Raw genomic sequence first — 13,710 nt, 5'->3', positions numbered from 1 at the left:
GCTACGCCGAAGCCTGGTACGTCGACTGCATCTTGTGCGAGAACCACTCGCCGACGGTCACCCGTTCGAGCCCGGCCTCGGCGCTCTCCTGCGCCAACGGGCGCATGGGCTCGATCGTGGTGTCGTGGTTGGGCAGGTAGAAGAAGGGGATGGAGACGCGTGAGGGCGCGTCCGTCCCCTCCGGGTTGACCACCCGGTGCACGGTCGACGCCCACCGGCCGCCGGTCCAGAACGCCATCAGGTCGCCGATGTTCACCACGAAGCTGCCCGGGATGGCGGGCACGTCCAGCCAGTCGTCGTCGTCGCGTCGCACCTGGAGCCCGCCCACCTCGTCCTCCACGTAGAGCACCGTCAGGCTGCCCCAGTCGGTGTGCATCTCCCGCCGCAGCACGCCGTCGTCGGGTGCCGGGTAGTAGTAGTTGGCGATGATCAACGACACGTGCTCGTCGAACTTGCTGTCGAAGAAGTCCTCCGGCAGCCCGAGCGCGAGCGCGAAGAGCCGCATGATGTCCGCCGACAGCTCGGTCATGGCGGCGATGTACTCGTGCCAGACCGCCTTGAAGTCGTCGTCCGGCCAGATGTTCGCCGCCTTCCAGGTGGCCGGGTGCGTGCCGAGCCTCGCGCGCTCCTCGTCGCTCAGGTCGCCCGTCACGTGCGCGGCGAACGCCTCGTACGGGCCGCCCGGGCGGCGCAGCCCCGACACTCCGGAGCCGCGGTTCGCGCTCCGGTCCTTCTCCTCCTCCGGCAGGGTGAAGAAGGCCTTCGTGGTGGTGTACATACGGTTCACCAGCTCCCGGGGCACGCCGTGCCCCACGACTGTGAAGAACCCCGAACCCTCGCACGCCTTGCCGATGGCTGCCGCGATGGCCGCGCGCCCCTCGGCGGTGGTGCGGCCCGACAGGTCGATCGCCGGTACGAAATCCTGGACCACAACGGGTTCCACAACTGCCCGCCTCTCTCGCGACGTCATTACATTGATCGAAGCAATCCCGGGTCACCCGTCGGGAAGCCGCTGCGGTCCCGCTTCCCCCACGTGCGGGTAATTGCTCGGCGTACCTGGTGGTAAGGCAATGTTGAGGCTGCGAGACATTTACGTGCACGATTGTGTCGTGGCGTACGAGGACGAGCACTTGTCGCAGGTGGTCGGGACGCTCGCCGAGGCGGGCCGCCCGCTGTCCGGGGAGGCCGTGGGTCGGCTCGTCGCCGACCCGCCGAGCGTCATGGTGGGGCCGGCCGTGCCCGCGCCCGTCACCGCCGCGGAGGGGAACGCCCCGCTGCTGGCCGCGCTGCTCGAGGGGGTCCGTGTCGAGGGCGTCACCGACGGGCCCGGGCGGGCGCGGACGCCGAAGCGGGTCCAGGAGGCGGTCCGGGCCATGCTGCGCGGCGCGCCGGCCGGCTCCTGGCAGCTGTTGCGGGTGGCCGCCGTGCTCGGCCGGTCCTGTCAGCTGGCGGAGTTGGCGGCGATGACCGGGCGGAACACCGCCCAGATGCTGCCGGACCTGGACGCGCTGCTCGACGCCGGCCTGCTCGACTGGGCGGGCGACGACCTCGCCTTCCGGCACGAGCTGGTGTGGTGGGCCGTGCTCGACGCCCTTCCGCCCGCCGTGCGGCAGGCGCTCCGCGCCGACCGCGACCGTCTGCGCCGGCGCCGGGCCGTGACCGGTGCGTCGCGCGCCGCCGACCCCGCGGCGGAGCCCGCGAGCCCCGCCGACCTGCGACGGCGGGCCGGGCTGCGCTCCGCGCCCGCCGCCCGGGAACACCGCCCGGACGCCGGCGGCGCGTGGGAGTCGTTCAGCGGCGTCGAGCGGGCCATCGCGCGACTCGTCGCCGAGGGCATGACCAACCGGCAGATCGCGACCCGGGTGCGGCTGTCGCCGCACACCGTCAACTACCACCTGCGCGCCCTGTTCCGCCGGCTGGGCATCTCCTCGCGGGCGGAACTCGTCCGGCACGTGCCGGTCTCCTCCGCGGCGTAGGGGCGGCCCGGGCGGCCCGGGCATTCCGGGCAACACCGCGACATCACGTTTTTCGGTGCCGTTCACGCTGAATTCGACGAGGGGTCGGCCGTGTCGAAAGGACTACCCTGATGAGTAGTGCCAATTCGGGTGCGTGCTCATTCTGGTAGTCGGGGGAACCGCCGTCAGGCAGTAATGTCGCCCGTATCGAATTTCGTTGGGTCAGCGGCAGGTAAATCCACGGGTACGACCGTGCTCACACCCGAGGGAAAACATGAACAACCGTACGCAACCGCGTGTCCACGAACTCATCGCCGTCCGCGCGGCGGCGCAGCCCGACCGGACCGCAATCGTGCAGGGCGACGCGCGCATCAGCTACGCGGAGCTGGAGCGCCGGGCCAACGGCCTGGCCCGCCACCTCGTCGACCGGGGCGTCGGCGCGGACTGCGTGGTCATGGTCCACCTGGAACGTTCCATCGACGCCGTCGTCGGCCTGCTCGCCACCTGGAAGGCCGGCGCGGCCTACCTGCCCGTGGATCCGGGGCTGCCGGACGGCCGCGTCGAGGCGTTCGTGAAGGAGACCGACTGCACCGCCGTCATCACCCACGAGCGTGACGTGGCGCGCTTCGCCGACCTGCCGGTCACGGCGCTCACCGCGAGCGTCGCGGACGGCGTCGCGACCGCCCCCGCCGTGACGGTGGGCGGCGGGGACGCCGCCTACATCATCTACACGTCGGGCTCCACGGGTACGCCGAAGGGCGTGGTGGTGAACCACGACTCGCTGAGCTACCTGTGCGGGGAACTGGCCGGCCGCTACGGCGTCACCCCCGACGACCGGGTGTTGCAGTTCGGCGCGCTCTCCTTCGACACCTCCATCGAGCAGATCACGGTCGCGCTGCTCGGCGGCGCGACGCTCGTGCTGCCCGAGCTGAGCTGGGCGCCCAGCGAGCTGCCGGAGCGGCTGCGGCACCACGGCATCACCGTGATGGACCTGACCCCCGCGTACTGGCGGCGCTTCCTCGCCGAGGTCGGCGCGGGGGCCGGTGACCTGCCGGTCCGGCTGGTGATCGTGGGCGGCGAGGCGGTCAACGCGGAGGACTGCCGCACGGCGCTGGAGCTGATGCCCGGGGTGCGGCTGGTCAACGCCTACGGGCTCACGGAGACCACGATCACCTCCTGCCTGATGGAGCTGACCGCCGACGTGCTGCCCGCCCGCGGCGCGGCCCCGGTCGGCCGGCCGCTGCCCGGCACCGTCGTGTACGTCCTCGACGAGGGCGGCCACCCGGTCGCCCCCGGCGAGCGCGGCGAGATCCACATCGGCGGTCGCGGCGTGGCGCGCGGCTACCTGACCGAGGACGACGCCGGCCGCTTCCGGGCGGACCCGTTCGCGGCGGAGCCCGGCGCGCGGATGTACCGGACCGGTGACCTGGGCGCCTGGACCGCCGAGGGCAACCTCGAGGTGGTCGGGCGCATCGACCGGCAGGTCAAGATCCGCGGCTTCCGGGTGGAGCCCGGCGAGATCGAGGCGACGCTGGCGGCGCACGAGGGCGTCGAGACGGTCGCCGTCACCACGTACGAGCACGACGGCCAGCGGCGCCTGGTGGCGTACCACACCGGCCCGCGACCCCTGGACGTCGCGGAGCTGCGCGAGTTCGTCGGCCGTTACCTGCCCGACTACATGGTGCCGACGGCGTTCGTCGCCCTCGACGAGCTGCCGCTGAAGACGAACGGCAAGGTCGACCTGGCCGCGTTGCCCGCGCCGGAGGCCACGGCGGTCGCCCCGGAGAGCGTGGACGACACGCCCGTCGACCTGGTGGAGCGCGGCGTGGCCCGGCTCTGGGGGCAGGTGCTCGGCGTGCCCCGGGTGCTGCCGGACGACAACTTCTTCGCGCAGGGCGGCAACTCGATCCTCGCCGCCGAGCTGCTCGCGAAGATCCGCGGCTCCTTCGGCGTGCTCATCACCCAGGTACGCCCGCTGATCCGGCTGCTGCTGGAGGACGCGACGCCGCGCGGCCTGGCGCGGGCGGTGCGCGACGCCCGGGCCGGCACGCTCGCCGGCGACGACACCCGCAAGCGGGTCGACTTCGCCGCCGAGACGCGGCTGGACGTGGAGATCCGGCGCGAGGTGCCCGACGAGCCGCGCTGGCAGGACCCGCGCCACGTGTTCCTCACCGGCGCCACCGGCTTCCTGGGCATCTACCTGCTGCGGGAGCTGCTGAACAGCACGGACGCCGTGGTGCACTGCCTGGTGCGCGCCGACGGGCCGGAGCAGGGCCTGGCCCGCATCCAGGCCAACGCGCGGCACTACTTCGGCGAGGACCTCGCCGGTCACCAGGCGGCGGGCCGGATCGTCGCCGTCCCCGGCGACCTCGCGGCACCCGGGCTCGGCCTCTCCGAGGCGGCCTTCGACGAGCTGGCGCGCACGGTCGACGTCATCCACCACCCCGGCGGGACCGTCAACTTCATCTACCCGTACTCGCACATGCGGCCGGCGAACGTCGACGGCACCCGCGAGATCATCCGGATGGCCGCGCGGCACCGCAACGTCCCGATCCACTACACGTCGACCATGGCCGTCGTCGCGGGCTTCGGCACCGCCGGCGTCCGGCACGTCGACGAGGACACCCCCCTGGCGTACGCCGACCACCTCTCCGTCGGCTACGTGGAGAGCAAGTGGGTGGCCGAGGCGCTGCTGCACCGGGCGGCGGAGCAGGGGCTGCCGGTGGCGATCTACCGGGCCGCCGACATCTCCGGCGACCGGGTCAACGGCGCGTGGAACATCGCCACCGAGATGTGCGCGATGAAGAAGTTCGTGGTGGACACCGGCACCGCGCCGGTCGCGGAGCTGCCGCTGGACTACACGCCGGTCGACGTCTTCGCCGCCGCGGTCGCGCACATCGCCAGGGCGTCCCGGCCCGCCGGCGAGGTCTACCACCTCACCAACCCGGGGAAGGTCAACATCTCGGTGCTGGTCGAGCGCCTGCGGGCGCACGGGTACGACATCCGCGAGGTGCCCTGGGCCGAGTGGCTCGACGAGATGGTGCGGGTCGCGGTCGAACAGCCCGACCACCCGATGACCCCCTTCGCGCCGCTGTTCATCGACCGCTGCGCGACGGGCCAGATGAGCGTCGCGGAGATGTACCTGGAGACGACGTTCCCGGTCTTCTCCCGCACCAACGTGGAGGACGCGTTGCGCGGCAGCGGCATCGAGATCCCGGCGGTCGACGCCGAGATGCTCGACCGCTACATCAACTACCTGACCCGCACCGAGTTCCTGCGGGCCGCGTGATGGGCTGGGAGACGCTCGACCTCACCCACGCCCCCACCGAGGGTCCGGTCGCGTTCGGCGACGACCTGTCCGCGGCGACGCTCCTCGGCGCCTACCGGCACGGGCTGTTCCCGTTCCCGGCCGACACCGAGGAGCGCAAGATCGTCGCCGAGTTCACGTACGAGGCGGACGTCGCCGCCGGGCGGATCGCGGTGCTCCCCGGCAGCGCCGACCCGTACGCCGTGGCCTGGTGCTCGCCCGACCCGCGTCCGGTGATCCACGTCGACCGGGCCCGCATCCAGCGGAGCCTGCGGCGGCAGCTGCGCAACAAGGTCGAGTGGACGACGACGCTCGACGTCTGCTTCGACCGGGTGGTCCAGCACTGCCGCGTGGGCCGCGAGCCCCGGTGGCTGACCGACCGGCTCGTGTCGACGCTGCGCGAGCTGCACGCGGCCGGCCACGCCCACAGCGTCGAGGTGTGGGAGGGCGACGAGCTGGTCGGCGGCACGTTCGGCGTACGGGTGGGTGGCGTGTTCAGCGCCGACTCCCAGTTCGCCCTGCGCAGCGGCGCCGCGAAGGTCGCGGTCGCGTGCCTGGTGCGGCGCGTCGCGGACAGCGGCGGCGTGGCGGTCGACGTCCAGCACGACGGCGACCACGCGAAGCTCATCGGCGCGGTCGCGGTGCCCCGTACCGAGTACCTGGCGCTGCTGCGTAGGCACGCCGACGACCACTGCGCCATGCCCGCGGACCCGCTGCCCGCGCGCAGCCTGGCCGCCTGAGCGACGGAGGTGACCCGCATGCGCGTGCTGACGCTCGCGGAGCGACCGGACCTGCGGGACGGGATGCTCCAGATGGAGGCGTCCTGGCCCGAGTACATCCCGCCCGAGCCGATGGTGATCGGCTGGGCCCTCGACCGGTACCCGGAACATCAGCTCGTCGTGCTCGACGCCGACGACACGGTGATCGCCCGCGCGGCCAGCGTGCCGTTCGCCTGGGACGGCGACCCGGCGAGCCTGCCCGACACCGGCTGGGACGCGGTGCTCGGGCTGAGCATGCTCGACACCGCCGCCGGCCGCGAGCTCACCGCGCTGTGCGCGCTGGAGATTGCCGTGGTGCCGGGCATGCAGGCCCGCAACATGTCGGGGCGCGTCCTGGCGGCGGTCAAGGACAACGCCCGCCGACACGGCTACCGCGACGTCGTGGGGCCCGTCCGGCCCAGCGGCAAGCACGCCGAGCCGCACGCGCCGATGACGGGGTACGCCGCGCGGACCCGCGACGACGGGCTGCCGGTCGACCCGTGGCTGCGCGTCCACGTCCGGGCGGGCGGGCAGGTCCTCCAGGTCTGCCCGGCCTCCATGACGATCTCCGGCAGCCTCGCGCAGTGGCGTGCCTGGACCGGGCTGCCCTTCGATACCAGCGGACCGGTCGTCGTGCCGGGTGCCCTGACCCCGGTCGCGGTGAACGTCGACCACGACCACGCCGTCTACGTCGAGCCCAACGTCTGGGTCCGACACCCCCTCGCGGAAAGGCATGACCGATGACCAGCACCGTCCCGGCCGCCCTGGCCTCCAAGATCCGCAACCGCGCCGCGCTGATCGAGATCATCGGCGGCTACATGGCGTCACAGTCGCTCGCGCTCGCCGCCGAGCTGAAGCTCGCCGACCACATCCACGACGGCCGCGTCACGAGCGCGCAGCTCGCCGAGGCGACGGGCACCCACGCGCCGTCGCTGCACCGGCTGCTGCGCACCCTCGTGGCCATCGGCCTGCTGGTTGAGCCGACGCCGGGCGAGTTCCGGCTGACCGAGGTGGGCGAGCAACTGCGCACCGACTCGCCGAACTCGCTGTGGGCGTTCACCCGGTTCTTCACCAACCCCGCCCTGTTCTCGTCCTGGCAGCAGGTGCGGCACTCCATCGAGACCGGCGAGTGCGCTTTCGACCACGTACACGGCAAGAACGCCTACGTGCACCTCGCCGAGCACCCCGAGCTGTCCAGGCTGTTCAACGTGGCGATGGGGCAGGAGTCGAGGGCATCCGCCCAGCTCGTCGCCGACGGGTACGACTACTCCGGCGTCCGTACCGTCGTGGACGTCGGCGGCGGCGACGGGACGCTGCTCGCCGCGATCCTCGGCGCCCACCCGCACCTGCGGGGAGTGTGCTTCGACAGCGCCGCGGGCGTGGCCGAGGCCGCCGGCGTGCTCGCCGCCGCCGGGGTCTCCGAGCGCTGCGAGATCGTCGCGGGCGACTTCTTCTCGTCCGTGCCGAGCGGCGGTGACCTGTACATCATCAAGAGCGTCTTCCAGGACTGGGACGACGAGAACGCCCGGAAGCTGCTGGCCACGGTGCGCGCGAACCTGCCCGCCGACGCGACGCTGCTGATCGTCGGATCCGTGCTGCCGGACACCGCGAACACCGACAACCCGGTGATGTTCTACACGGACATCAACATGCTGGTGACCGCCGGCGGCAGGGAGCGGACCGAGAGCGAGTTCCGGGCCCTGCTCGCCGAGACCGGCTTCACCGTCGAGTGGTGCGGCCACGGCGCCGCGGGCCCCCTCTCGCTGATCAAGGCCGTGCCGGCGAGCTGACCGAGTCGACGACGGACCACGTCCGCACCGCCCCGGCGGGCGGACGTGGCCCGTCCGTGTCCCGCACCTGAGCACCCGCCGACGGGGAGCCAACGATGTCCAGACCGAGTTTCGGCAGCGAACTCCTGCGCGGCAGGCTGCGGGTCGACCTGCTCGACCCGCTGCCCGACGCCACGCTCGACGCCGACGCCGAGGCGTTCCTCGCGCGGCTGCGCGCGTTCTGCACGGACAAGGTGGACGGCCGGCTCATCGAGCGCGAGGACCGGATCCCCGACGAGGTGGTCGACGGCCTGCGCGACCTCGGCGCGTTCGCCATCAAGCTCCCCCGGGAGTACGGCGGCCTCGGCCTGTCGGGGGTCTGCTACCACCGCGCCCTGATGATCGTCAGCAGCGCGCACTCCTCGCTCGGTGAGCTGCTCGGCGCGCACCAGGCGATCGGCCTCATCCAGCCGCTGCGGCTCTTCGGCACCGACGCGCAGAAGCGTGAGCTGCTGCCGAGGTGCGTACGCGAGATCTCCGCCTTCGCCCTCACCGAGCCGGACATCGGCAACGACCCCTTCCGGATGCGCACCACCGCCACCCCCACCGACGACGGCGGCTACCGGCTCGACGGGGTGAAACTCTGGACGACCAACGGCACCATCGCCCACCTGATCGTGGTGATGGCCCTGGTCCCGCCGTCGGAGAGCGGCCCGGGCGGCATGTCCGCGTTCGTGGTGGAGGCCGACGCGCCGGGGGTCACCGTGGAGCACCGCAGCTCCTTCCTCGGCCTGCGCGGCCTGGAGAACGGGGTCGTCCGGCTGCACGACGTCGTGGTGCCGGAGAGCCGCCGGATCGGGCCGGAGGGGCAGGGGCTCCAGGTGGCGCTCGCCGCGCAGGACACCGGCCGGCTGTCGATGCCCGCGGTCTGCGCCGCCGCCGCCAAGTGGAGCCTCAGGATCGCCCGCGAGTGGTCGGGCGTCCGCGTGCAGTGGGACCGGCCGATCGGCGAGCACGAGGCGGTGGCGGGCAAGATCGCGTACATCGCGGCGACCGCCTTCGCCCTGGAGGCGATGGTCGAGGTGTCCGGCCGGCACGCCGACGCCGGCCTGCTGGACACGCACACGGAGGCCGAGCTCGCGAAGCTGTTCGCGTCGGAGCAGGCGTGGCGGGTCGTCGACGAACTCATGCAGATCCGGGGCGGTCGCGGGTACGAGACCGCGGAGTCGGCCGCCGCGCGCGGCGAGCGCGGCGTCCCCGTCGAGCAGCTCTTCCGCGACCTGCGCATCGGCCGGATCTTCGACGGCTCCAGCGAGGCGCTGCGGGTGTTCGTCGGGACCGACGCGCTGGCCGACGAGGAGGGGCCGGCCGACCGGTCCACGCCGTTCACGCCGCCGCCCGGCTTCGGCGACCTGGCCGGGCACCTGTCGTTCGCCGACGCGACGAGCGCCGAGCTGGCCCGGCACCTCGCCGACGGCCGGGAGCGGTGGGGCGAGGCGGTCGCCCAGCGGCAGCTCTTCCTCGGCCGCGTCGTGGACGTCGCCGCCGAGCTGTACGCGATGACCGCCGCCTGCGTGTACGCCAAGGCGCTCGGCGGCACCGCGGTCGAGCTGGCCGACGCGTTCTGCCGGCAGAGCCGCCAGCGGGTGGCGGAGCTCGGCCGGCGGCTGCGGGCCGACACCGACGGCGACGACGTCGCGGTGGCCCGACGGGTGCTGGGCGGCAGCTTCACCTGGTTGGAAGAGGGCGTGCTCGACGCGTCCATCGAGGGGCCGTGGATCGCCGAGCCCGCCCCGGGACCGGCGACCCGCCCGAACCTGCACCGCACGATTCGGAGGTGACTAGTGGACGAGCACGTGGCAGAGCTGGTGGCACAGGGCCGGCGGTCGCTGGAGCTGGCGCCCAACCGGTTCCTGGAGCAGTTGGAGCGCGGTGAGGTGTCGGCCGGCCAACTGCGCGCCCTGGCCGGCGAGCTGTACCACCTGGTGTCCAGCGACCGGAGCAGCTTCGCGTTCCTGGCGGCTCGCTTCCCCGAGCCGCTGTTCCTGGCCATGGCGGGCGCCGAGGAGGAGGCGCTGGGCCTGCTGCCGGCGTTCGCCGCCGCGGTGGGCCTGGGGGAGAAGGAGCTGCGGGCGCACGAGCCGCGACCGCTGGCCCAGGCGTACCCCTCCTTCATCGTCCGGACGGCCGTGTTCGGGCCGCGCTCGGCGATCCCGCTGGCCCTGCTGGTCAACGTCCAGGAGTCGGGCGGCTTCTACGCCCGGATGGCCGACGCCCTCCAGGCGCGGTACGGGTTCTCCGACGAGGCGGTAGCCCACTTCCGCTACTTCGCCGAGACGCCGGACGAGGTGCTGGAGCAGGCCGCCGGGGTGGTGTCGACCGGCCTGTCGACGGGCGACGACCCGGTGGAGGCCCTGCGCGCGGCGCGGATGGTGCACGCCTACGAGGCGGTGTTCTGGGCGACGATGGCCGAGTGACCCCGGGACCGGGGTGGACCGCCCGTCAGGGCAGGTCCACCTCGATCCGGCGGTCGATCCGGTCCTCGATCCAGGTGCTGGTGTCGACGAGCCACACGCGGTCCACCGAGACCTGGTAGATCCGGTGTTCCGCGGGCGGCAGCAGCGCCGACACGGGCAACGTGTACTCCGCCCTGCTCGTCTCGTCCGGCAGCAGGGCCTCGTAGAACGTGCCGTGGTGCGCGCGCACCTCGTCGGCGGTCAGCTCCCGGCAGGTGCCGGTGAATTGGGCGCCGTCGACCTCGGTGAGCCCGCCGTCGCCGGTGACGAAGAGCGCCCCGCTCACCGTCGGGCGGGCCGCCACGTGCCGACTGTGCCGGGACTGCGTCGCGGAGCCGAACAGGAAGCGCAGCGGGTCGGGCAGCCACGCGTACTGCAGCACCGCCGTCCACGGCCGGCGGTCGGGGGAGACGGTGGACAGGGACAGGTACTTCGCGTCGGCGAGGACGCGGTGCAGACGGTCGACGAGGTCCATGGGTCAGCCCACCTCCGCGAGGGACGTGCCGGCGATGTACGCGATCCTCGGCCCGGCCAGGCGTACGTAGTCCCGCGTGTCCAGGGCGATCGACATGTCGAGCCGGGCGGCGTTGAAGTAGATCTCCGGCTCGTCGAGCAGCCGGGGGTCCGCCACGAGTTCCAGGTCGTCGCGGAAGCTGAACGGGACGATCGTGCCGCTGACGCAGCCGGACAGCTCCTCGGCCGTCTCGCGGGTCGCGAACGACACGTAGGTGCCGTCCCACAGCCGCCGCACCGCGTCGAGCGCGACCAGCCGGTCGCCGGGGACGACGGCCAGCACGAAGCGGTTGACCTTCTTGCCGAGCTTGACCCGCGCGACGACGCACTTGGCCGCCTGGGACAGCGGGTGGCCGCGCAGCAGGCTGGCCGGGGAGGTGACGCCCTGCGGTTCGTGCGGGACGAGGCGGAATCGCGCGCCGTGGGACTCCAGCAGCCTGGTCAGCCTCTCGTACGTGCTCATCGCCCGTACTCGTAGAAACCCCGGCCGCACTTCTTGCCGAGCATGCCGCCGGCCACCATGCGGGCGAGCAGCGGCGGCGGCGAGTAGTGCGGTTCCCGGAACTCCCGGTACAGCGACTCGCTGATCGCGGCCACGATGTCGAGCCCGATCAGGTCGACGAGGCGCAGCGGACCCATCGGGTGGGCGCAACCGAGCGTCATCGCCTTGTCGATGTCGGCCACCGACGCCATCCCGGACTCCACCATCCGGACTGCGGAGAGCAGGTACGGGATCAGCAGCGCGTTCACCACGAAGCCCGCGCGGTCCTTGGCGCGGACGACCTGCTTGCCGAGCACCTCGGTGACGAACGCGTCGACCGTCTCGACGGTCCGCGCGTCCGTACGCACCGAGCCGACGACCTCCACGAGCGGGAGCACCGGCGCGGGGTTGAAGAAGTGGATGCCGACCACCTGCTCGGGCCTGGCGGTGACGCCGCCGAGCTTCACGATCGGCAGGGAGGACGTGTTCGAGCCGAGGATCGCGTCCTCGTCCTCGACGACCTTGTCGAGCGTGGCGAACACGTCGAGCTTGATCGACTCCTGCTCCGACGCGGCCTCGATGACCAGTTGCCGGTCGGCGAAGTCCGCCAGGTCGGCGGTGAAGGACACCCGGGCCAGTGCCGCGTCCCGGTCCGCCTCGCTCAGCTTGCCCCTGCCCACCGCGCGGTCCAGCGACGCGGTGAGCCGCGCCCGGCCCGGCGCGACCGAAGCCGGTCGCGACACCGCGACGAGCACGTCGAGCCCGGCCCGCGCGCACGTCTCGGCCACTCCGGCGCCCATGACCCCGCATCCGACGACGCCGATCCGGCGAATCCTGTCCATGTTCCCTGCCTCCGCACACACGTTCACAGAAATGGGTTGCCGCGGAATTCGACGAGTAGGGCGGGATCGCCGCTCCCTGACGAGTGTCGTGGGAAGGACGATAGGGTGGTCTGCCGATCGGTCGCAATGACCCGCGCCTTTGTCCAGCCATATTCGTGGCGGATGCGAGAAAGCCATTACTCGACAGTTGCCGATCGACAGTTACCTTTCTGTCGTTCCCTCATCATCGTAGGAGGCGCACTATGGTCGACTTCAGCGCTGCCCCGACCACCCAGCTCGACAGTCGCGGCGGCAAGTGCCTGTACGCGCAGATCGACGAGCTCCGCGCGGCCGGCCCCGCGGTGGCCGTCGAGCTGCCGGAAGGCATGTTGGCCTGGTCGATCACCCGCGGCGACGTGGTCCGGCGCCTGCTGACCCACCCCGGGGTCTCCCGCAACGTCAAGAAGAACGTGCCCAGCTACACCCCCGGCGAGATCAAGTGGTTGTCGCCCTGGGTGGACGTGGAGTCCATGTCCACGGCGGAGGGCCGCGAGCACCAGCGCCTGCGGCAGCTCGTGGCGCCGGCGCTGACGCCGAAGCGGATCGACGCGATGCGTCCGCACCTGGAACTCATCGCCGAGCGGCTGCTCGACGACCTGGCCACCCGCCCGTCGGACGAGCCGGTCGACCTGCACACCACGTACTCCCAGCAGTTGCCGACCAGGATGATCTGCGACCTCTTCGGGGTGCCGGACGACCTGCGGCCCGAGGTGCTGCGCATCCTGCGGGTGGTGCTCAACACCGACAACGTGCCGGAGGAGGAGTCGGCCGCGGTCTACGTCGACATGAACGTCGCCATGCGCACGCTGATCGACCTCAAGCGCCGCGAGCCCTCCGACGACCTGACGAGCTTCCTGATGGCGGCCCGGGTGGAGGGCGAGGAGCCGCTCAGCGAGCAGGAGCTGGTCGACATGCTGCTGCTGCTCATCGGCGGCGGCAGCCAGACGACCGTGACGCTGATCGACCACACGGTACGCGAGCTGCTCGCCAACCCCGACCAGCTGGCGACCCTGCTGGCCGACCCGGACCGCTGGCCGGACGCGATCGAGGAGGCGCTGCGGGCGCACTGCCCGGTGGCGGCACTGCCGATGCGCTGGGCGAAGGAGGACATCGACCTCGGCGAGGGGGTCGTCATCCGGGCCGGCGACGCCATCCTCATCAGCTACCTGGCGCACGGCCGCGACCCGGCGGTGCACGAGAACCCGGGGGTGTTCGACATCGACCGGGAGAACAAGGAGCACCTCGCGTTCGGCGCGGGCCCGCACTTCTGCCCCGGCGCCCGCCTGGCGCGACTGGAGGCGGCCGTGGCGGTGCCGGCGCTGTTCGCCCGCTTCCCGCGCCTCGCGCTGGCCGTGCCGCCGGATGAGATCCAGCCGCTGCGCTCGTTCATGGCGAACGACGTGGCGTCGCTGCCGGTGCTGCTGAACCACCGGTAGGCGACACCGCGCCGCCCGGCCCGGCTCCCGGGTCGGGCAGCGGCGCGGACCGTATCAGGCGCAGTGGCTCCGGACGTTCTCGCCGAGAACGTCC

12 protein-coding genes are annotated in these 13,710 nt (G+C 72.4%); 8 read left to right on the top strand and 4 right to left on the bottom strand.

Going from position 1 to position 13,710, the window contains the following annotated elements; translation table 11 throughout:
- Position 1: 1 nt before the first annotated feature.
- Positions 2-931, bottom strand: coding sequence for an isopenicillin N synthase family dioxygenase (locus ACSNN9_RS16610; protein ID WP_436674144.1), 930 nt, complete (start codon positions 929-931; stop codon positions 2-4).
- 178 nt (positions 932-1,109) lie between these two features.
- On the opposite strand from ACSNN9_RS16610, the gene ACSNN9_RS16605 reads away from it, so the two are divergent.
- The 7 genes from ACSNN9_RS16605 to ACSNN9_RS16575 all read left to right on the top strand — a co-directional run bounded on the left by ACSNN9_RS16605 (position 1,110) and on the right by ACSNN9_RS16575 (position 10,266).
- Positions 1,110-1,976, top strand: a complete 867-nt coding sequence (locus ACSNN9_RS16605) for a helix-turn-helix transcriptional regulator (RefSeq protein ID WP_436674142.1) — start codon at positions 1,110-1,112, stop codon at positions 1,974-1,976.
- 253 nt (positions 1,977-2,229) lie between these two features.
- Positions 2,230-5,244, top strand: coding sequence for an amino acid adenylation domain-containing protein (locus ACSNN9_RS16600; RefSeq protein WP_436674140.1), 3,015 nt, complete (start codon positions 2,230-2,232; stop codon positions 5,242-5,244).
- The gene (locus tag ACSNN9_RS16595) at positions 5,244-6,002 is read left to right on the top strand and encodes a leucyl/phenylalanyl-tRNA--protein transferase (RefSeq protein ID WP_358087198.1); all 759 of its coding nucleotides are present in this window, start codon (positions 5,244-5,246) and stop codon (positions 6,000-6,002) included. The genes ACSNN9_RS16600 and ACSNN9_RS16595 overlap by 1 nt, the downstream gene beginning before the upstream one ends.
- Before the next feature lie 18 nt (positions 6,003-6,020).
- Positions 6,021-6,764 (top strand): N-acetyltransferase, encoded by a 744-nt coding sequence (locus tag ACSNN9_RS16590; RefSeq protein WP_436674138.1) that lies wholly within the window; start codon positions 6,021-6,023, stop codon positions 6,762-6,764.
- Positions 6,761-7,810: a methyltransferase gene (locus ACSNN9_RS16585; RefSeq protein WP_436674136.1), complete on the top strand. Its 1,050-nt coding sequence runs from the start codon at positions 6,761-6,763 to the stop codon at positions 7,808-7,810. Before ACSNN9_RS16590 ends, ACSNN9_RS16585 begins: the two co-directional genes overlap by 4 nt.
- A 95-nt stretch (positions 7,811-7,905) precedes the next feature.
- Positions 7,906-9,630, top strand: coding sequence for an acyl-CoA dehydrogenase family protein (locus tag ACSNN9_RS16580; protein WP_436674134.1), 1,725 nt, complete (start codon positions 7,906-7,908; stop codon positions 9,628-9,630).
- 3 nt (positions 9,631-9,633) lie between these two features.
- Positions 9,634-10,266, top strand: a complete 633-nt coding sequence (locus ACSNN9_RS16575) for a hypothetical protein (RefSeq protein WP_436674133.1) — start codon at positions 9,634-9,636, stop codon at positions 10,264-10,266.
- 25 nt (positions 10,267-10,291) lie between these two features.
- Here the strand turns inward: ACSNN9_RS16575 and ACSNN9_RS16570 are convergent, their stop codons facing one another.
- From ACSNN9_RS16570 to ACSNN9_RS16560, 3 genes are read right to left on the bottom strand one after another with little or no spacing between them, the layout of a single operon-like run.
- The gene (locus ACSNN9_RS16570; protein WP_358087205.1) at positions 10,292-10,780 is read right to left on the bottom strand and encodes a pyridoxamine 5'-phosphate oxidase family protein; all 489 of its coding nucleotides are present in this window, start codon (positions 10,778-10,780) and stop codon (positions 10,292-10,294) included.
- A gap of 3 nt (positions 10,781-10,783) precedes the next feature.
- A complete protein-coding gene (locus tag ACSNN9_RS16565; protein ID WP_436674132.1) occupies positions 10,784-11,281 on the bottom strand; it encodes a YbaK/EbsC family protein in 498 nt (165 codons plus the stop codon).
- Positions 11,278-12,141, bottom strand: coding sequence for a 3-hydroxybutyryl-CoA dehydrogenase (locus tag ACSNN9_RS16560; RefSeq protein WP_436674131.1), 864 nt, complete (start codon positions 12,139-12,141; stop codon positions 11,278-11,280). Before ACSNN9_RS16560 ends, ACSNN9_RS16565 begins: the two co-directional genes overlap by 4 nt.
- A gap of 242 nt (positions 12,142-12,383) precedes the next feature.
- On the opposite strand from ACSNN9_RS16560, the gene ACSNN9_RS16555 reads away from it, so the two are divergent.
- Positions 12,384-13,616, top strand: coding sequence for a cytochrome P450 family protein (locus tag ACSNN9_RS16555; protein WP_436674130.1), 1,233 nt, complete (start codon positions 12,384-12,386; stop codon positions 13,614-13,616).
- Positions 13,617-13,710 lie beyond the last annotated feature (94 nt).

Origin of the sequence: Micromonospora sp. URMC 107, from assembly GCF_051386315.1 — a bacterium.
Classification (GTDB): Bacteria; Actinomycetota; Actinomycetes; order Mycobacteriales; family Micromonosporaceae; genus Micromonospora.
Note: the sequence above shows the minus strand (reverse complement) of the source record. Positions and strands in the feature narration are given on the sequence as shown.